The organism is Faecalicatena contorta (assembly GCF_022835095.1).
Taxonomy (GTDB): domain Bacteria; phylum Bacillota; class Clostridia; order Lachnospirales; family Lachnospiraceae; genus Faecalicatena; species Faecalicatena contorta.
Window position 1 is genome coordinate 981,928 of the sequence record NZ_BQNQ01000001.1, and the last position, 19,852, is coordinate 1,001,779.

The 19,852-nt window shown below is 47.9% G+C and carries 20 protein-coding genes and 2 tRNA genes; 20 read left to right on the forward strand and 2 right to left on the reverse strand.

Annotated features, from left to right (window positions below):
- The first annotated feature begins 48 nt into the window (after window positions 1-48).
- The 9 genes from MWG26_RS04460 to MWG26_RS04500 all read left to right on the forward strand — a co-directional run bounded on the left by MWG26_RS04460 (window position 49) and on the right by MWG26_RS04500 (window position 8,344).
- Entirely contained in the window at window positions 49-987 is a 939-nt protein-coding gene (locus MWG26_RS04460; RefSeq protein WP_025654868.1) for an ABC transporter permease, read from the forward strand.
- Between the two features lie 149 nt (window positions 988-1,136).
- The gene (locus tag MWG26_RS04465; protein WP_173005731.1) at window positions 1,137-1,982 is read left to right on the forward strand and encodes an ABC transporter permease; all 846 of its coding nucleotides are present in this window, start codon (window positions 1,137-1,139) and stop codon (window positions 1,980-1,982) included.
- The gene (locus MWG26_RS04470) at window positions 1,979-2,803 is read left to right on the forward strand and encodes an ABC transporter ATP-binding protein (RefSeq protein WP_025654870.1); all 825 of its coding nucleotides are present in this window, start codon (window positions 1,979-1,981) and stop codon (window positions 2,801-2,803) included. The genes MWG26_RS04465 and MWG26_RS04470 overlap by 4 nt, the downstream gene beginning before the upstream one ends.
- 1 nt (window position 2,804) lies before the next feature.
- Complete coding sequence (locus MWG26_RS04475) at window positions 2,805-3,461, forward strand: ABC transporter ATP-binding protein (protein WP_025654871.1); 657 nt, start codon at window positions 2,805-2,807, stop codon at window positions 3,459-3,461.
- A complete protein-coding gene (gene truA / locus MWG26_RS04480; RefSeq protein WP_025654872.1) occupies window positions 3,448-4,194 on the forward strand; it encodes a tRNA pseudouridine(38-40) synthase TruA in 747 nt (248 codons plus the stop codon). Before MWG26_RS04475 ends, truA begins: the two co-directional genes overlap by 14 nt.
- Before the next feature lie 119 nt (window positions 4,195-4,313).
- Window positions 4,314-5,072 (forward strand): exodeoxyribonuclease III, encoded by a 759-nt coding sequence (locus MWG26_RS04485; protein WP_025654873.1) that lies wholly within the window; start codon window positions 4,314-4,316, stop codon window positions 5,070-5,072.
- A 27-nt stretch (window positions 5,073-5,099) separates the two neighbouring features.
- The gene (locus MWG26_RS04490) at window positions 5,100-6,287 is read left to right on the forward strand and encodes a CobW family GTP-binding protein (RefSeq protein ID WP_025654874.1); all 1,188 of its coding nucleotides are present in this window, start codon (window positions 5,100-5,102) and stop codon (window positions 6,285-6,287) included.
- Window positions 6,288-6,349: 62 nt separating this feature from the next.
- Window positions 6,350-7,297, forward strand: coding sequence for a TIGR03943 family putative permease subunit (locus MWG26_RS04495; protein ID WP_025654875.1), 948 nt, complete (start codon window positions 6,350-6,352; stop codon window positions 7,295-7,297).
- Between the two features lie 87 nt (window positions 7,298-7,384).
- Window positions 7,385-8,344: a carbohydrate kinase family protein gene (locus MWG26_RS04500; RefSeq protein WP_025654876.1), complete on the forward strand. Its 960-nt coding sequence runs from the start codon at window positions 7,385-7,387 to the stop codon at window positions 8,342-8,344.
- Between the two features lie 347 nt (window positions 8,345-8,691).
- Here MWG26_RS04500 and MWG26_RS04505 read toward each other — a convergent pair whose 3' ends face one another.
- Window positions 8,692-9,519, reverse strand: a complete 828-nt coding sequence (locus tag MWG26_RS04505) for a C39 family peptidase (protein ID WP_049915434.1) — start codon at window positions 9,517-9,519, stop codon at window positions 8,692-8,694.
- Between the two features lie 670 nt (window positions 9,520-10,189).
- On the reverse strand, window positions 10,190-11,209 hold the full coding sequence (locus tag MWG26_RS04510; protein WP_117441047.1) for an NAD-dependent epimerase/dehydratase family protein: 1,020 nt from the start codon (window positions 11,207-11,209) through the stop codon (window positions 10,190-10,192).
- A gap of 229 nt (window positions 11,210-11,438) precedes the next feature.
- Between MWG26_RS04510 and MWG26_RS04515 the strand changes: the two genes are divergently transcribed.
- The 11 genes from MWG26_RS04515 to MWG26_RS04565 all read left to right on the forward strand — a co-directional run bounded on the left by MWG26_RS04515 (window position 11,439) and on the right by MWG26_RS04565 (window position 19,822).
- Window positions 11,439-12,053 carry a TetR/AcrR family transcriptional regulator gene (locus MWG26_RS04515; RefSeq protein WP_025654879.1) on the forward strand — a complete coding sequence of 205 codons (615 nt, stop codon included), beginning with the start codon at window positions 11,439-11,441 and terminating at the stop codon, window positions 12,051-12,053.
- Window positions 12,054-12,171: 118 nt separating this feature from the next.
- Window positions 12,172-12,885: a polysaccharide deacetylase family protein gene (locus MWG26_RS04520; RefSeq protein ID WP_334301678.1), complete on the forward strand. Its 714-nt coding sequence runs from the start codon at window positions 12,172-12,174 to the stop codon at window positions 12,883-12,885.
- Between the two features lie 139 nt (window positions 12,886-13,024).
- Complete coding sequence (locus MWG26_RS04525; RefSeq protein WP_025654880.1) at window positions 13,025-13,273, forward strand: HPr family phosphocarrier protein; 249 nt, start codon at window positions 13,025-13,027, stop codon at window positions 13,271-13,273.
- A gap of 267 nt (window positions 13,274-13,540) precedes the next feature.
- Window positions 13,541-14,872 (forward strand): glutamine synthetase family protein, encoded by a 1,332-nt coding sequence (locus tag MWG26_RS04530; RefSeq protein ID WP_117441045.1) that lies wholly within the window; start codon window positions 13,541-13,543, stop codon window positions 14,870-14,872.
- A gap of 66 nt (window positions 14,873-14,938) precedes the next feature.
- Window positions 14,939-15,487 (forward strand): ANTAR domain-containing response regulator, encoded by a 549-nt coding sequence (locus tag MWG26_RS04535; protein ID WP_025654881.1) that lies wholly within the window; start codon window positions 14,939-14,941, stop codon window positions 15,485-15,487.
- 24 nt (window positions 15,488-15,511) lie between these two features.
- Window positions 15,512-16,363, forward strand: coding sequence for a diaminopimelate epimerase (dapF, locus tag MWG26_RS04540; RefSeq protein WP_025654882.1), 852 nt, complete (start codon window positions 15,512-15,514; stop codon window positions 16,361-16,363).
- 1 nt (window position 16,364) lies between these two features.
- Window positions 16,365-17,579 carry an LL-diaminopimelate aminotransferase gene (locus MWG26_RS04545; protein WP_025654883.1) on the forward strand — a complete coding sequence of 405 codons (1,215 nt, stop codon included), beginning with the start codon at window positions 16,365-16,367 and terminating at the stop codon, window positions 17,577-17,579.
- A gap of 170 nt (window positions 17,580-17,749) precedes the next feature.
- Window positions 17,750-17,820, forward strand: a tRNA-Gln gene (locus MWG26_RS04550).
- Window positions 17,821-17,884: 64 nt separating this feature from the next.
- Window positions 17,885-17,958 (forward strand) — tRNA-Pro (locus tag MWG26_RS04555).
- A gap of 263 nt (window positions 17,959-18,221) precedes the next feature.
- Window positions 18,222-18,338: a type II toxin-antitoxin system prevent-host-death family antitoxin gene (locus tag MWG26_RS22795; protein ID WP_309295968.1), complete on the forward strand. Its 117-nt coding sequence runs from the start codon at window positions 18,222-18,224 to the stop codon at window positions 18,336-18,338.
- Between the two features lie 881 nt (window positions 18,339-19,219).
- Window positions 19,220-19,822 carry a helix-turn-helix domain-containing protein gene (locus MWG26_RS04565; RefSeq protein ID WP_244062696.1) on the forward strand — a complete coding sequence of 201 codons (603 nt, stop codon included), beginning with the start codon at window positions 19,220-19,222 and terminating at the stop codon, window positions 19,820-19,822.
- Window positions 19,823-19,852 lie beyond the last annotated feature (30 nt).

Consider the following 19,852-nt stretch of genomic DNA (forward strand, 5'->3'; position numbering starts at 1 on the left):
AATGGGGCATAATAGGATGAAAGTCATTTAAGCTCCGGGGAGGTAAGTATGAAATTTGTTTTAAAAAAAATAGCAGGTCTTATAATCGCATTATTAATTGTCAGTGTACTTGCCTTCCTCGCGTTTGAAGTGATTCCCGGGGACCCGGCCAGGTCGATACTGGGTACGGAAGCTACGGAGAGCAAAGTCCAGGCTCTGCGGGAGGAGATGGGACTGAACCGTCCCCTGCCGCAGCGTTATGGACAGTGGGTGAAGGATTTTGTCACAGGGGATATGGGAACCTCTTATTCTTACCAGGTTCCGGTCAGAGAAATGATTGGGGATAAAGTACCCGTCACAGCGGCGATGACGTTGATGGCATTTGTCTTTATCCTGTTGTTTTCCATACCGGTCAGCCTGCTGAGTGTGAGATATGCGGATAAATTTGTGGACAGGCTGTTTTTGGTTTTAAACCAGATTACTATGTCGGTTCCGCCATTTTTTGTTGGCATTATCTTTACTGTATTATTCGGGCTTACGTTTCGGCTCTTTACACCTGGGGAATATGTGCCTTATACGGAGAGTGTGGGCGGCTTTCTGGGGTATCTGGTTCTGCCGTCCATTGCAATAGCGCTTCCAAAGGCGGCAATGACAACCAAGATGCTGAGGAATTCTCTGTTGGAGGAAATGCACAAGGACTATATACGTACGGCTATGAGCCGGGGCAACAGTCTGTGGAGAATGCTGGTCAGGCATGCGTTCCGTAACGGGATACTTCCCGTTATTACGTTTCTGGGGATGGCAATTGCAGATATGATAGCCAACAGCATTGTGATTGAGCAGGTATTTGGGATACCGGGGCTCGGCCGGACTCTGATTTCCTCTATCTCAAAACGGGACTATCCGGTGGTGGAAGCGGTCATTGTCCTGATAGCAGTTATTATATTGGTAGTTAATGTGATTGTGGATCTGCTGTACCGGAAACTGGACAAACGGATTGAGATATAGGGTAACAGTTCAGACAGGCCTGCGCATTTACTGCGCAGACCGTACGAAAACATAGTGGTTGCAGGCATCCAGCCCTTCGCCGCAGGCAAATTTCAATGGGCTGGATGCGTAACAGTCCAGACTTATCTGAACTGTTACGCTATAGGGGTATGAAAGTGAAGAAACAGCGAATAAATAATGGGAAAATGGGAAAAACTGGATATAACTTTACATTTGGCATGGTGCTTACCATCATCATGGCAGCGCTGATTGTGCTTGGCTTTTTCTGGACCCCTTATGATACAGAAGCAATGCAGGGGTCTGTGAAACTGAATGCGCCGTCGCTTTTGCACATTTTCGGAACAGATCAATTCGGGCGTGACATATTCAGCCGTGTACTTGCGGGAGCAGGCAGTACTTTTTCGATTGCAGCCGGCACGATATTGATCGGCGGAGGGATCGGGATTATCGTGGGAGCAGTGACCGGATATTTCGGGGGCTGGCTGGACGAGGCGCTGATGCGGGTCAATGATGCCGTGGCGGCTTTTCCAAGCGTGCTGCTTGCACTGGTCATCATTACCGTGTGGGGAACCGGAAAATATAAGGTTATGCTGGCGCTTGGAATCGCATTTATCCCCAGCTTTGCCAGAATTGTGCGGGGGGAGTTCATGCGCTGCCGGGAGGCGGACTATGTAACCAGCGCCAGGCTGATCGGAGTATCTGCCCCAAGAATCCTATTTGTGCACATCCTTCCGAATATTCTGCCGGCACTGCTTTCCGCACTGATGATCGGATTTAACAATGCAGTGCTTGCGGAGGCGGGCTTAAGCTATCTGGGAATCGGCGTGCAGCCGCCGGACGCCAGCCTGGGAAGAATGTTGTCGGAATCCCAGACATATCTGGCAAGCGGCCCGTGGTGCGCTGTATTCCCGGGGCTGTTCCTGGTACTTATGGTGCTGGGGGCGGGGATGCTCGGAGAAGGGATTCTGGACAGGTTCGGAGGTGGTAGATCATGATGAGAGTAGAGAATCTGTCCATCCATTTTGGGGAGGGCGGTGAAACACAGGAGGTTGTGCGGGACATTTCTTTCTGTCTCCAGGACGGGGAAATCCTCGGGATTGTGGGGGAATCCGGATCCGGAAAAACTATGACAGCGCTGACAATTGCGGGACTTTTGAAGGAACAGGCAGTACTGGACAGCGGCAGTATTTACCTGGATGATACGGATCTGCTGAAACTCTCAGCACGGGAGATGCGGGAGATTCAGGGCAGGGACATCAGTATGATATTCCAGGAGCCGATGACAGCCCTGGATCCTACGATGAAGATCGGCAGACAGGTAGAGGAAGCGCTTGTGCTGCACACGAAGCTTTCAAAGGAAGAGCGCAGGCAAAAGGCGGTGCGGGCGCTTCGGGATGTGGAGCTGGAAGATCCGGAGGCCCTGTACGGGAAGTATCCCCACGAACTGTCCGGGGGCATGCGGCAGAGGGTTATGATTGCAGCTGCTATTGTATGCAGGCCCAGGGTGCTGATCGCGGATGAGCCGACAACGGCGCTGGATGTGGGGACACAGGACAGCATTTTAAAATTGCTGAAAAAGCTGAATCAGAAATATCATATGGGGATCCTGTTCATCTCACATAATCTCCGGGTGGTCAACGAGCTGTGCCGCCGTGTGCTGGTCATGAAAGACGGGGTGATCGTGGAGGAGGGGGCAGCCGGAGATATCTTTGAACATCCCGGAACGCCTTATACAAAAGAACTGGTTGCAGCGATTCCGGGCAGGACAAAGAGCACTGCTTTTTATAAACTCCTGAGAGCAAAGGCAGGTGAGTGAAATGGCGGAGAAGGTACTGGAGCTGAAAGCTGTAAATGCATTTTATAAAGAAGGAAAACGAAAAAAACAGGTACTGGAAGACATAACATTTACACTGTATGAAGGAGAGATTGTCGGACTGGTCGGCGAAAGCGGCAGCGGCAAGTCTACATTGTGCAAATGTGTTCTGGGACTGCTCAGGGAATACGAGGGCGAGATCATTCATTATACCGAACACCCCCAGATGATATTTCAGGATCCGTTTGGTTCCCTGAATCCGAAGAAGACCATCGGCTGGATTCTGGAAGAGCCGCTTAAATGCAGAGGGGGATATACCAAAGAAGAGCGCAGAAAAAGGGCGGAGGAAATACTGATGCAGGTGCACCTTCCGCAGGAGTTTTACCGGCGCTATCCGCGGGAATTGAGCGGAGGGCAGCGCCAGCGGGTAAGCATTGCGCTGGCACTCATTACCGGAACCAGATTCATTCTTGCCGATGAGCCTCTGTCTGCGCTGGACGTGACGGTACAGGCGCAGATCATAGAGCTGTTGAAAGAACTGCAGAAAAAAGAAAAGATATGTTACTTGTTTGTATCTCATGATTTGGATGTGGTCAGCATGCTGTGCAGCAGGGTGCTCTTTTTAAAAGACCGGAAAGTGGAGGAATATGCGGACATATAAATTGACGGTAGTATATGACGGCAGCCGGTACCAGGGCTGGCAGAGGCAGAAAAGCACGGAGAGAACCATTCAGGGAATTCTGGAAAGGGCAGTCTCTGAGGTCACAGGACGTGAAACGGAGATTAACGGCTCCGGCAGAACCGACGGGGGCGTGCATGCGAAAGGGCAGACCGCCAGTATGGTGCTGCCCGGCAAAGTGGAAGAAACTGGATTCTGCGCGAGTCTGAACGAAGCGCTGCCCGAGGATATCCGTGTGAAGGAGATGACGCTCGTAAAAAACGGGTTCCATGCGCGGTTCAACGCGAAAGGGAAACGTTATGAATATTTTATTGATACCAGGGAAAAACCTGATGTTTTTACCAGAAAATACTGTTTTCATTATCCGTATGAGCTGAATATTCCAGCAATGGAGGAAGCTGCGGGGTACCTGATCGGCACCCATGATTTTGCGGGATTTACAGATAAAAAAGATGAAATAACCACAATACGGACAATTTATGATATAATCATTGAGAAACAGGACACCAAAATAAGGATGGAATATTATGGGACAGGCTTTTTATACCATATGGTCCGTATTTTAACAGGAACGCTGCTGGAGGTTGGCACGGGTGAGAAAAGACCCGAGGAGGCTGCCGCGGCGCTGGAAGCGGGAAACCGGGAGTATGCGGGATTTCTGGCTCCGGCCAGGGGACTGTTTCTGAAGGAAGTTTACTATAACAAGGGCAGATAAAAATGTGTATTAATTTGGATGGAGTCGGATTACGGGGAAGGAGAGAGTTCTTTGTTCCGGTGGTTCGGCTTTTTGTATATTTACAATAAGTCTGCTCCATAAGAGATAAGGAGGTTTATATGAAGTTTGTTTCGTGGAATGTGAATGGAATCCGTGCATGTGTGCAGAAAGGGTTTCTGGAATTCTTCAGCCAGGCGGACGCGGACATCTTCTGCATACAGGAGACTAAAATGCAGGAAGGGCAGCTTGAGCTGGAACTGGACGGCTACCACCAATACTGGAACTATGCGGTGAAGAAAGGATATTCGGGGACGGCAGTATTTTCAAAGATAGAGCCGCTTTCCGTGGTAAATGGTATCGGAATTGAGGAACACGATCAGGAGGGGCGCGTGATCACTCTGGAGTATGATGATTTCTACTTTGTTACGGTTTATACGCCAAACTCCCAGAATGAGCTTGCACGCCTGGATTACCGGATGAAATGGGAAGACGACTTCCGCGCCTGGCTGAAAAAGCTGGAAGAGAAGAAACCGGTTGTCGTGACGGGCGATATGAATGTGGCGCACAAAGAAATCGATCTGAAGAATCCCAAAACGAACCGAAAGAATGCCGGTTTTACGGATGAGGAGCGGCAGAAGTTCACGGAGCTTTTGGAGGCGGGGTTTATTGATACGTACCGGTATTTTTATCCGGAGCAGGAGGGGGTATACTCCTGGTGGTCCTACCGTTTCCGTGCCCGCGAGAAGAATGCGGGGTGGCGCATCGACTATTTCTGTGTGTCCGAGTGCCTGAAAGACAGGCTGGTAGATGCGGGGATACTGACAGACATTATGGGGTCGGATCACTGCCCTGTCATGCTGGAAATGAACGAAAAGTAATCACTGAGAGATTAGGAGGCAGTTATTGTGACGAAAATAGACATTATATCCGGCTTTTTGGGCGCCGGAAAGACTACATTTATCAAGAAGATGCTGAAAGAGGCGTTTCGCGGTGAACAGGTCGTGCTGATTGAAAATGAATTCGGCGAGATCGGGATTGACGGAGGTTTTTTGAAGGAATCCGGGATTGAGATCCGGGAGATGAATTCGGGATGTATCTGCTGTTCACTGGTCGGTGATTTCGGAAAATCCCTGAAGGAAGTGGTGGGAACTTATCACCCGGACCGTATTCTGATTGAGCCGTCCGGCGTTGGGAAGCTTTCGGACGTGATCAAAGCCGTGCAGGATGTCCAGGAGGAGATCGACGCGGAGCTGAACAGTTTTACGACTGTGGTTGATGCCATGAAGTGCCGGCTGTACAGAAATAATTTCGGGGAATTTTTCAGCAATCAGGTGGAATATGCCGGGGCTATTATTTTGAGCCGTACAGATAAGGCTAAACCGGAGAAAGTGGAGGAGAGTTATCAGATCCTTCGGGAATTGAATGAGAAGGCTCCGATTATTACCACACCGATTGCAGAACTGCCGGGGGATAAGCTGCTGGAGACAATGGAACACAGTAAAACGTTGGAGGAAGAACTGCTGGCGGAGATCATGTGTCCCGAATGCGGAGGACATCATGAGCATGGGGAAAGCTGCGGGCACGACCATCACCATGAAGGACAGGGGTGCTGCCATGAAGGGGACGGGCACCATCATGAAGAAGAGGGGCATAGTCATGGAGAAGGCTGCGGCCATCATCATGAGGAACATGGGCATAGCCATGGAGAAGGCTGCGGCCATCATTATGAAGAGCATGAGCACAGTCATGAGGAGCATGCAGATTCCTGCGGGTGCGGCCATGACCACCATCACCATGATCACGGGCACCATCATGCGGATGATGTGTTCTCAAGCTGGGGAAGAGAGACGATTAAGACCTACACAAAAGAGGAAATTGAGCATATTCTGAAGGCTCTCGAATCCGATGAATCATTCGGAGTTATTCTGAGGGCAAAGGGGATGGTTGCCGGGGAAAATGACTGGATCTATTTTGATATGGTTCCCGAAGAGCACGAGGTGCGCAGCGGTGCTGCCGAGTATACCGGCAGACTCTGTGTGATCGGTTCGAACCTGAATGAAGAAAAACTGGCGGATCTGTTTGGAATAAAATAAGCAGCAGCCTGACGGCGGCCTGTGAAGGAACAGGCTGCTGTAAAGATTGGAGAGATTAAAAAATGAACGAACCTGATGTAATGGTATATTTGATGACCGGATTTCTGGACAGCGGCAAAACGGAATTTTTAAAGTTTACACTTTCACAGGATTATTTCCAGATCGAGGGAACCACACTTCTGATTCTATGCGAGGAGGGCGAGGTGGAGTACGATCCGCAGGAAATGCTGGAGTACAACGTGAAAATTGAGCGTGTACAGGAACAGACAGACCTGACGGAAGCATGGCTGGAGGAAATGGACGGTAAGTATCATCCGGAGCGTGTTGTGATTGAGTATAACGGGATGTGGAAGGTCAGTGACTTTGAGCAGATGAAACTTCCCGAAGGCTGGGGGATTGAGCAGAAGTTGACAACTGTGGATGCCAGCACCTTCCAGATGTATCTGACGAACCTGAAGCCGCTGTTTGTGGAGATGGTGCGGGATTCTGAGATGGTGGTATTTAACCGGTGCACGGACAGAAAGCCGCTGGCTGGGTACCGGCGAAGCGTCAAGGTCGTGAGTCCCCGGGCGGAAGTGATATTCGAGGATGAGAACGGGGAAGTGGAAAATATTTTCCTGGACGATGTCCCCTATGATCTGGACGCCCCGGTTATCGAGGTGCGCCGGGAAGACTACGGGATTTGGTATGTGGATGTGATGGAGCATCCGGAACGTTACAAGGGGAAGACCGTGGAATTCACGGCGCGTGTACTCAAGCCGAAAGGATTTCCGTCAAAAGTATTCATGCCGGGGCGTATGGCAATGACCTGCTGCGCAGATGATACGACATTTCTCGGATATGTGTGTAAAAGCCCCTATGCCCCTAAGCTTAAGAAAGGACAGTGGGTGAAGATCCGGGCTAAGATCGGGTTCGCAAGAGTGTCTGTCTACGGCGGTGTGGGGCCGGTTCTGGAGGCAGAGCACATAGAAGACGATGAGGCAATTGAGGAACTGGTTTACTTTAATTAAATCCCCTCTGGAGTTTTATAAAAAGATTGCAGAAAGATTTGATTTGCGTTAAACTTATAACAAATATAGGAATAAGGAGATAGGTCTATGGAAAAGCAATTTGATGTAATCGCAATGGGAGAACTGCTGATTGATTTTACAATGAATGGTAAGAGCGAACAGGGAAACAACATGTTCGAAGCATGTCCAGGCGGCGCTCCCTGCAATGTGCTTGCCATGTTGAATAAATTGGGGAAGAAGACGGCATTTCTTGGAAAAGTGGGGCAGGACCAGTTTGGGGTTCTGCTGAAAAATACGCTGGATGAGTCGGGGATCGATACTTCTAATTTAAAGATGGATGCAGATGTGAATACAACGCTTGCTTTTGTACATACCTTTCCTGACGGGGACCGGGAGTTTTCTTTCTACCGTAATCCGGGTGCAGATATGAGGCTGACAGCGGACGAGATTGATGCAGAATTTTTAAAGAAAGCAAAGCTTTTCCATTTTGGCACCCTGTCCATGACACATGAAGGCGTCCGTGAGGCCACGAAAAAGGCGCTGAATATCGCGAAAGAGAACGGGCTTTTGATTTCATTTGACCCGAATCTGCGCCCGCCGCTCTGGAGTTCCCTAGAGCTTGCAAAGGAACAGATGGAATATGGTTTCCAGTTCTGCGATATCCTGAAGATCTCTGACAATGAGATTCAGTTCGTGTCCGGCAAAGAGGATTATGATGAGGGAATCCAGTATCTGCAGGAGAAATATCATATTCCGTTGATCCTGCTGACGCTCGGCAAAGACGGAAGCCGCGCCTACTATAAAGACATGCGTGTAGAGAGAAGCGGGTTTAAGATGGATACGATCGAGACCACAGGGGCAGGCGATACGTTCTGCGGAAGTTCACTGAACTACCTGCTGGAGCATGGCATAGAGAATTTGACAGAAGAGCAGCTGGGTGAGATGATGACCTTTGCAAATGCAGCGGCAGCTTTGATCACGACGCGGAAGGGCGCTATTCGTTCCATGCCTGAAAAAGAGGAAGTTCTGGAAGTAATAGGACAGTAAAGTGGCAGTTGGCGAGCTTTTGGTTTGCCGGTGGATGGCGGCTATCCCTTCATTTTGCTGGGTGCATCCAATCGGCAGCTAAGCTTGGCAACTGGAGAGGCTTCGTAACGGGGGCAGCGTATTGAGTCGTTTGGTGTTATAGAATAACCCCGGTACATAGAAAAAGAGAGTTATACATTATTCTGCAGCTAGGCTGCAGGTCCGCCCGAAGGGCATGCATTACGGGGTGCCCTTTGGGTATACCTTATTCTGCAGCTGTGCTGCAGACCCGCCCCGAAGGGGCATGTATTACGGGATGCTCTTTGGGTATAGTTAATTCCACGCGAGGTTCCACTCGCAGAGCAGGATTACTTTTCCGGGCTGCCGTTGTCCGCAGGTAGAACAGCCAGCGCCTGGCTTCCCATCTCAAGATACCGCTGTTCTGCCACCGTCTTCTCATATCCCGTCACGCCTCCGTCCTGGTTTGGATCATTAAAATAGTAGTACTCCTCATCCCATCCCACCAGCAGCAGACAATGCTCCTCCGCCGGCCAGGTAAAATATTTTCCAGTCTCCAGTATGGTCCACCCATTTCCTTCATAGGTTGGCTGCATATCAATGGTCGCCCAGACGATCACCGGTATCCCCTGGCCGATGTATTCCTCCGTGATCTGCTTAAGGCGCGTTCCGGTCAGATCTTTCACCCGGTCCTCTCCTGCTGCCGCTGCAAGCGCGTCATAAATCACCGGTGCAAAACAGCCAAATCCGCTTCCGGTCCTTGGATCTCCGATAAAATAATAGTAAGGGCTGTTGCCGTAATACTCTCCGTCTTTTTCATAATAAGTCCCGATTCTCAGGTACTGGTCAATAAAATCATCCACAGAAACATCAACCCCGGCATATTGAAGCGCCATGACAGCAGTCACGCTCTCACAGCCCGTTGGATAATCGTTCTGGCTCAGAAACGGAACTGGAAGGATCTTTTTCTCTGGCTGCGTTTCTAAAGAGCCGGACGGATTCTGCTTATCGCCTTCCCCCGCCCGGCTCTCTTCGATTGCCGTTTCTTCATTTTCTGCAGCAGCCGTGCCCCTTTGCCCTGCCTTCGTATACAAAATGCTGGCAGCCGCAATGCATCCGATCAGTATGATTCTGAGCCGCCGCCTCCTATATCTGCTGTCTCTGCGATTTTCTGCCATTGTACACCGCTGTATTTGCTTCTTACATATATTATAATCACCAGGGATTGTCCTATATTCTGAAGGATCTAAAAAAACGGAACGCAAATTCTTTACCATTAACACCCCAGCCAGCCTAAGACGGATGGGGACGCAAAATGAAGAGATAGCTGAAAGCCTGCCAAATGCACATATGCCGTTGCGAAGTGCGGACACGAATCTAAGAAATTCTAGGAAGCGACACATCACGAGAAATCTAAAGATTTCTCGCGCTGGGTCGCCTAATTTTGTGATTCGGTAATCACAAAATTTCCCCACTTTTTCGGCTGTCATCTTCCAAGAATTTCTAAGCCCCGCTTTAGCACTTCGCAACGGCATATGTACATTTGGCAGGCTTTCAGCTATCCCTTTATTTCGCAGGATTCATCCAATCGGCAGTAAAGCTCGTCAACTGAGGAGGCGCCGTAACGGGGGCAGCGTATTAATTCGCTTGGAGGAATATATAATCTCCATTCGTTTATCACGAAATAACGTTGTTCCATAGACCCTACAGAATATTATATCCACAGCCCCCCCTAATTCATGCCCTGCGGGCGGGTCTGCAGCAGAGCTGCAGAATAAAGTATAGTCATATAATAAGAAGAACCGAACGGATGCAGAGTGCTGATTACACCGCCGCATCCGGCCGATTCTATTTTTTGACGGAATGTTCCCGGAGCTGCCGTATCATATCAGCAATGGTCTGATGCAGAGGCCTGGGGTGATAATCCAGCTCACGGCTGGCCTTATCATGTGAAAAGTTTCCGTTGGAAGTCAGGGTATACATTGCATAGGGGGTGAATACGGGAGTTTTCTTCCAGCATTTATAATGGAGTTGCGCAAAGGGGGCCGCACATTTGGCGGTCCAGGCGGGCAGGAAGAGGCGGGGCTTTTTCTGTCCGGATGCTTTTGACAGTTCTGTGAATAATTCTTTCAGCGGGATAAAGCGGTTGGAGAGAATATAGCATTCCCCGCTTCTGCCTTTTTGGGCGGCCTTAATGGCCCCGGAAGCCACATCTCTTACATCCACGAAGTCATATCCGCCGCGCACGGCCACCGGCATGCCCTTTTCCGTAAAATTTAATATCATATGCATCAGGCTTCCCGCCGGGCGCTCTGCGGGGCCTATAATCCCGGACGGATGTATGACGACTGCATCCAGCCCGCGTGCGGCGCTGTCCAGAACATACTGGGTGGCCTCCGCCTTGGTTTTGGCGTAATATCCCGTGACGTGTCCGGGGGAAAAAGTCCGGATCTCAGAAATGACTCTATGCTGCGGCGCTTCTGGGATTGCATGAACACTGCTTACATATACCAGGCGCTTAATATGGTGCCGGATACAGGCGTCCACCACATGTTTCGTGCCCTCCACATTGACTGCGTATACACCCGGTGTTTTACCACCGTAGATGGAGATCAGGCCGGCACAGTGGATCAGGATGATATTCTCTGCCGGGCCGGAATTTTCATGCAGAAAAAGAGGTTCCAGCGTATCCGGGAGGCAGACGTCCCCGGTGATGTAAGTGAGGTTTGGGGAAGAAGCACGGAACAGTCCAGCTTCGGAGGGCAGTATAAATGCCCGCACTTTATTCCCTTCTCTGACCAGTTCCGAAACAATATGGCTGCCAAGATGACCGGCGGCTCCGGTAACGATATATATTGTATTTTTCATAATCAACACCTCCCGATAATGATGGAACATCCTTGATGGGCAGCAGTAAAATACATGCCTCCAGGGGCAGAGATAATCTGCCGTGGAGATAAATCCAGTGATAGATATACGACACAGCGTTGCTTTCTGTCCTTATTTTAAATATAATAAAGGTACCGGGAATTGGCAACCGCCAGATTCGGTGTATCTGTAAGTAAGACAACAAAAAAGAAAGAAGTGTTGATTGTTTATGAAAAATTCAAAATTAGACCGCAGGATCAAATATACGAGAAAAATGATCAGGCACAGTTTTCTACAGCTGCTGGAGGAAAAACCGTTGGGAAAAATCACAGTAAAGGAAATCTGCGAAAAGGCCGACATCAACAGGGCCACTTTTTATGCTCATTATGAGGATGTGTATGATCTTCTCTGCAAGATTGAGGAGGAATTCTATCAGGAGGTACTTTCATTTGCGGGGGATATGGGGCAGGAAAATTATACGGGAATTTTGCCGGCTGAAATATTAAAAAAAATTAGAGAGAATGAAGAACTGTGCAAAGCGATGTTCAGCAAATATGGAGATAAAGAATTTCTTGCCAGGATGATGTATTTTGCAAAGGAAGATTCTCTTGGCGCCTGGAAAAGGCTGTATCCGGACATGGAAGAGGAACGGCTGGAGTGGCTGTATGAATTTATCGTCAATGGCTGCGAGGGAATCATACGGAATTGGGCGTTGAACGGGTTTGAGTCAGAGCCGGAAGAGATCGCAGCGTTCATGGCCCAGATGTTCCGGAGCTGTGTACAGGGGATGCAAACGGGGGAGAATGTTGCAAAGGGGTCAGACCCCTCTGCAACAGGGGTCTGACCCCTTTGCTTCTATTTTCGTTCCCCCGCTGCATATACTTATTCTAAGCAAATATACTCTGGAGTTATTTATGAGACAAAGGCTATTCAAGGTCAGTTTTAGTGCGTTTCTGGGCATTATGATTATAGGGTGTTCGGTGAAGTATATGGCGGGTCATGCTAAGGTGGCGGGGAATGTAACCGGCCGGGAACTTCCCATCTATTCCGTGGACACACCTGAGAAGAAGGCCGCGCTCACCTTTGATGCCGCATGGGGCAATGAGTCTACGCAGAAGCTTTTAGACATTCTGGCAAAATACAAGGTCCATGCGACTTTCTTTATGACGGGCGGATGGGTGGAGAAGTACCCGGAAGATGTCAAAGCCATACTGGCGGCGGGACATGATTTGGGAAACCACAGTGAAACCCATCCGAATATGAGCCAGCTTTCCGAATCGGAGCAGGAGGCCGAAATCATGGGCGTGCACGATAAAGTAAAGAAACTTACAGGTTATGATATGCAGCTGTTCAGGGCGCCCTACGGGGAGTACAATGATACGGTGATCCGGACCGCCGTGAAATGCGGCTATTATGCGATTCAGTGGGATGTGGACAGTCTGGACTGGAAGGATTATGGCGAACAGAACATCATTGATACTGTTCTGGAAAACAAATCCCTGCAGAACGGCTCCATTATCCTCTGCCATAATGGGGCGAAGTATACGGAGGACGCGTTGGAAAAGGTGATTACAGGACTTCAGGAAAGGGGATACAAGATTGTACCTGTTTCGGAGCTGATCTATAAGGAAGACTATCATATGGATGCATCCGGAAGGCAGATTAAAAGCAGATAAAAATTTAACATTAGGACTTTCCTTTTTGCACAGGATAGTGTACAATATTGAATCGGTGATGAAATATTGCCACGTAACAAGCGGTTCCATCAAATGTCAATGGATGGGGGTACTCTATAGCAATCAGGAGGTAAGAACCATGGCGGGGGAAATATTAACAGCGAACGCAGTAAGAGTGGGATTTGCAACTGTTAACGAGATTCAGGAATTTGTACAGCTTATCAAGGAATATAAAGGAGATCTTGATATGGCGCAGGGAAGAATGACCGTGGATGCCAAGTCAATTTTAGGAATCTGCAGCCTTAATATGCATGACGAAATGGAACTCCAGGTACACAGCGGAGAGTTTGAAAAACTCAAAACCAAAATCCGCAAATTCATAAAATAAAAAAATGAAAAAAGTGGGATAAGAAAGTTTGACATTTTTTCACTGGGTCGTTATAATAAGACGAAACAAGGGCGTTTTCTTCAGGGGAGAGAACGCCCATTTTTAGATTCCAGAAAACTTTTCAGGAGATTTTACAAATGGTCTGAGTAAGTTGTTTTGCAGAAAATTAGGTTCCTACCCCAGGCAAGCCTGTAAACAGGAACAAAATAAGCACGTGAGAAGTATAAAACATACTAATATGTCAGATAACAGTCAGGAGGGTATTCTATGAATGATTACACGAGAGAAGATATTTTAGAAATGGTAGAGGAAGAGGATGTCGGCTTTATCCGCCTTCAGTTTACAGACATCTACGGCACTATGAAAAATATGGCCGTCACGGTGAGCCAGCTGGAGAAGGTGCTGAATAACGAGTGCATGTTTGACGGCTCTTCTATCGAGGGATTTTCCAGGACAGAAGAATCGGATATGTACTTATATCCGGATTTAAATACGTTTGAGATCTTCCCCTGGAGGCCGCAGCAGGGAAAGGTGGCACGGTTCATATGCGACGTGCACCGTCCGGACGGTACACCCTATGAAAGTGATCCCCGCTGCGTGCTGAAAAAAGTCATACGTGAAGCCCGCGAAATGGGATACACTATGAATGCCGGGCCGGAGTGCGAGTTTTTCCTTTTTCACACGGATGATGACGGACTTCCGACTACGATCACACATGAAAGAGGAAGTTATTTTGATGTCGGGCCGCTGGACTACGGTGAAAATGCGCGGAGGGATATGGTGCTTACCCTGGAGGAAATGGGATTTGAGATTGAGACATCCCACCACGAAATCGCCCCCGCGCAGCATGAAATTGATTTCCGGTATGATGAAGCCCTGGCCACGGCGGATAATATTATGACATTTAAGCTGGTTGTGAAAACCATTGCAAAACGCCACGGACTGCATGCTACATTTATGCCTAAACCCAAATCCGAAACCTATGGATCCGGAATGCATCTGAACCTGTCACTTTCAAAAGACGGCACGAATATATTCCAGGATAGCAGTGACAAAAACGGCCTGAGCCGGGAGGGGTACTATTTTATGGGCGGCCTGCTGAAACATATGAAAGCCATCACCTGCATCACGAACCCGACTGTGAATTCCTACAAACGGTTTGTGCCGGGATATGAGGCGCCGGTATATATGTCCTGGTCAGCAAGAACAAGGGGGCCGCTGATCCGTATTCCGTCTGTCCGCGGGGAAAAGACGCGGATAGAACTGCGAAGCCCCGATCCTTCTGCGAATCCGTACCTGGCACTGGCAGTTCTGCTTGCCGCCGGGCTGGACGGCATTAAAAATCAGATTCTTCCGCCAGACAGTGTGGATGAAGACATTCAGGCAATGTCAGAGGAACAGCGCCGTGAGCTTCATATTGAAGCTCTTCCATGGAACCTGATGGAGGCGGTTCGCGAACTGGAGGGAGACGCACTGATCCGCGAAGTGCTGGGAGCGGACCTGACAGCTAAAACGATTGCCTCACATAAAAAGGAATACCATGATTATTGTATGCAGGTTACGGACTGGGAACTTGCGAATTATCTTCATAAAATGTAAACGTCTTGTGTGGGGAACGATAAAAGTGTGGCTAGGAATGAAAATGGGCAGGAGGTGTAAGCGGGTATGAGCAGTATTGTGGTTGTATTTCCCAAAAAAGAGACTGCGGCAAGTATTCGCAACCTGTTAGTGCGGGGCGGCATTGACATATCCGGCATCTGTACCACCGGGGCCCAGGCGCTTCAATATGCAGATAATTTTGGGGAAGGAATTATGATCTGTGGATATAAAATGCAGGATATGTTATATTCGGAACTAAGGGAATGCCTGCCCGAATCCTTCGAAATGCTCCTGATTGCCTCGCCTGATAAGTGGGGCCAGGATCTGGTGAAGGGCGTGATAGGACTTCCGACGCCGGTCAAAGGCTATGATCTGCTGAACACATTGCAAATGATGCTGCAGACCATGCAGAGAAGGCGCAGGAAGAGAAGAGAGGCAGCCAGGAACAGGGATCCCGGGCAGCGGGCGCTCATAGGGCAGGCAAAAGCGCTGCTGATGGAGCGCAACCATATGACAGAAGAAGAGGCGCACCGCTATCTGCAGAAGTGCAGCATGGACAGCGGAACCAATATGCTGGAGACTGCGCAGATGGTATTGACGATCATGTCAGAATAAAAGATGCGAAAAGGAGAGACAAGAATGAAGTTTACAAAGATGCAGGGACTGGGGAATGATTATGTTTATGTAAATGGTTTTACCGAGAAAATAGAAAATCCGTCCGAATTGGCCGCACGGGTCAGCGACAGGCATTTTGGAATCGGTTCTGACGGTCTGATTCTGATCAATCCGTCTGCAGTGGCTGATTTTGAGATGGAAATGTACAATGCGGACGGCTCCAGGGGGGAAATGTGCGGGAATGGTATCCGATGCGTGGGAAAATATGTTTACGATTACGGTCTCACGGAAAAGACTGCGATATCGGTCGAGACGCTGGGCGGTATCAAATATCTGGAGCTGTCCGTGGAGAACGGAAAAGTAGCGCAGGTGAAGGTAGACATGGGAAAACCGGAACTTAAGGCCGCGTTGATCCCGATCATCTCAGAGGAAGAGCTTGTAATCAATGAACCTATTATAGTAGATGGAACAGAATATAAGATGACGGGGGTGTCCATGGGCAATCCCCATACAGTTGTCTACATGGATGACATCGAACATCTGGATATAGAGAAGACAGGTCCCAAATTTGAACACCATGAGCGTTTCCCCAAACGTATCAATACAGAGTTTGCGACTGTCCTCGACAGGCATACGGTCAGCATGCGTGTGTGGGAACGGGGTTCCGGGGAGACGCTTGCCTGTGGTACGGGAGCATGCGCAGTAGCTGTTTCCAGCATCTTAAACGGCCTGACAGAAGACGAAGTGACAGTCAGGCTGCTGGGAGGCGACCTGCTGATTAAATGGGACAGGGAAAAGGATACCGTATATATGACAGGCCCCGCAGAAGTTGTATTTGACGGGGAATGGAATCAATCATCAGCAAAGGAGAACTAGCATGTTCAAAATAAACGATAATTATTTAAAACTGCCGGGAAGCTATTTATTTTCTACGATTGGGAAAAAGGTAAATGCCTATACCGGGGAGCACCCGGAAAAAACGATCATACGCCTTGGGATCGGGGATGTCACACAGCCCCTGGCTCCGGCCATCATCGAATCCCTGCACAGCGCTGTGGATGAGATGGGAAGCGCAGAGACATTTCACGGGTATGCACCGGACCTGGGCTATGAATTCCTGCGGAAAGCCATGGCGGAAAACGACTATCAGGCCCGCGGCTGCGATATTTCCGCGGATGAAGTCTTCATTTCAGATGGTGCAAAATGCGATTCCGGAAATATCCAGGAGATCTTTAGCACAGACAATAAAATCGCTGTATGTGACCCTGTATATCCTGTCTATGTAGACACCAATGTTATGGCCGGCAGGACGGGAACTTACGATACGAAGACAGAAACCTGGAGCGATGTGATCTACATGCCCTGCACAGCAGAAACAAACTTTGCACCGGAGCTTCCAAAAGAGACGCCGGATATCATCTATCTATGTTTCCCCAACAACCCAACCGGTTCAACCATTACCAGGGCGCAGCTCCAGGATTGGGTAGACTATGCAAACAAGGCTGGGGCAGTCATCATTTACGATGCAGCTTATGAGGCTTATATCTCAGAGGAGGACGTACCACATACAATCTATGAATGTGAAGGGGCCAGAACCTGTGCAATCGAACTAAGAAGCTTCTCCAAAAACGCGGGCTTCACAGGCGTGCGTCTCGGGGCGGCGATCATACCGAAAGACATAAAATCCGATGGGGTAACCCTGCATTCACTGTGGGCCAGACGCCACGGCACAAAATACAATGGGGCACCTTACATTGTACAGCGTGCCGGGGAAGCCGTATACTCCGAAGCAGGCAAAGAACAGCTGAAAAAACAGGTCGCATATTATATGAACAATGCAAAAGTCATATACCAGGGCCTGAAGGATGCAGGATACACCGTCTCCGGAGGAGTAAACGCGCCATATATATGGCTGCAGACCCCCAAAGGAATGACCTCCTGGGATTTCTTTGATTATCTGCTGGAGAAGGCTGGTGTAGTAGGGACCCCGGGGGCAGGATTTGGTCCAAGCGGAGAAGGATACTTCCGTCTGACTGCGTTCGGCAGTCATGAGAAAACGGTGGAGGCAATAGAAAGAATAAAAGCATTGTAAACGTGCAAAGGAGTCGCAAAGGGGTCTGACCCCTTTGCACACCATATTCAGAATATTCAGAAAAAAGCGCCTCTAAAATTTTTTTGATGGAAATTACAAAAAGGGCTTGATTTTTCCGGGGAGTCTGCTATAATAACCATGTTGCGTCTGACAAGGATAAGACAAGTTGATGCGGATTGGTGTAATGGCAGCACAACAGACTCTGACTCTGTTTGTGAAGGTTCGAGTCCTTCATCCGTAGTTGAGAATCTGCGAGAGCAGATTCTTAATTTTCTCTTTAAGAGAAGCTCAAGTTTTATACATATCGGAGTGTGGCTCAGCTTGGTAGAGCGCTACGTTCGGGACGTAGAGGTCGCGTGTTCGAATCACGTCACTCCGATTTAACCCGCATTTTATGCGGGTATTGTCTTTTTATAGGAGTAAGAATTTGGTTATTTTTTCTAGTTAGGTGATACTGCCGCTACTTATTTTTTGCTCTTTGCAAAGTCGTGCCCTATAGTCAGTAATATTTCTGGCATGGGTGTAATTTCTTTTGCTGTCTGTAAAAATCCATTCACATAAAATCCCAAATTCAACTTGTGCGTGCATAATCAATATCATAAACAGATAGAAGTGCTTTGTGAAGTCAGACCGATTTCAGATTTGAGAAACTATACAGACGTTTTAAAAGAAACTACAGATGGTGCTCCGGTATTTTTGACAAAGAATGGACATGGAGAATATGTGATATTGGATATGAAAGAATACGATCGGATGTAGGCAGCACTTAAGCTGTTGTCAAAATTAGAAGAAGGAGAGCAGTCAGCGAGGGAGCAGGGCTGGATACCTGTTGACGATCTGGAAAGAGATTTGGGATTAATCTAGTGAAGATTAATTATTCACCGAAATCCAGACAAGACCTGAAGAATATAAAGGTTTCTATCATTGCAGAGTTTGATGATATTGGACTTGCAGGCAGAATCTTGAAGGCAATATTGGGGGTTTCAGATGTACCAGAATAAAGTAACTCATAGGAAAGATAGGTTGAAGAGCCTGTCTTTTCTGCGTTTAGAGGTGATTTACTTTCCGATGTAAGTAATCCACTTGCATGGAAAAACTGAACCGCCTTCATGAAAGGTGCACCAGTCCAAGCCCCTGACTGCGTATATGAGGAGGGGGCATGGCCTAAGAGGCGGACGGGAAACAAAGAATGACCATGCGGAAATTCTGGTATGCCTTGCGGCAGGACTCCTGGCAGGGAATACTACCATATGAAGAAAGATAGCCTTTCTTATAAACTGTGGGCCAGGTAAGGATACCGGTGGAAAGAGATGCCTAGGGAAACGATATGACTCCGGGAAAAAGATAAAATACGACAGGAAGCAACCCTTGACACTACTGTAAATTACTTGTAAACTATGGTGAGTTCTACTATAATTATTAATAAGTATATTATATTTTAGAATATTTATAGAATATAAGGCAGCATAAAGGAAAAAGAGGAAAAGCTATGAAACTGAGAGAAATCAAAAAGCGGTTTGCGCATTGGGACTGACAACCTTCCGTTCCGTGATGTATGTGGGTGCAGCCCCAGCAGCAGATGATGGTTATAGTGTTTCTTACTTTTGAACAAATTGCATACAGTGCGGTTAGGAGGAGATATGTACAGAAGATTTATATCTATAATTCAAGATCTGACTGAGGACGGAAATTATACCATTGATAATTTTGCAGATAAATATGCAGTCTCAAAACAGACCATCCGCAATGATATTAACAGCATCAATCAATTTTTAAGAAGCTATAATTTAAGTGAAATTAAAATAATAAATGGTCAGATTGATAAAGGGGAAAGCCTGATATACGGTAAAAAGTTTATCAATACATATATAAAGAATAATCTATACTCCTATAAATTTTCGAAAGAAGAGCTGGTTTTTTTAAGTTCTGTGGCACTTCTTTATGAAGAAGACTATATTACAATTGATGAGATTTCTGAACGTCTCTTAGTCAGCCGATCCACTTTTATTAATAATCTGGCCACGCTAAAGGATTATCTAAAAGCGTTAGGTCTTCATTTTATTAGTTCTTCAAATAAGGGGATTAAAATTGTTGACAGTGAATTGGCCAGAAGAGAAGCGCTGGTAAAAATGTTGAGGCAGTATATAAAAGAAAACCGTTTTTTACTGCTTATAATTGTGAAAAATACGATGTTTTTTCAGAAAGATTACAGACCCGTTGATAAAGTCCGTATAATTGTGTAAAAGTAAAAAGGCCATATAACAGTCCTTTTA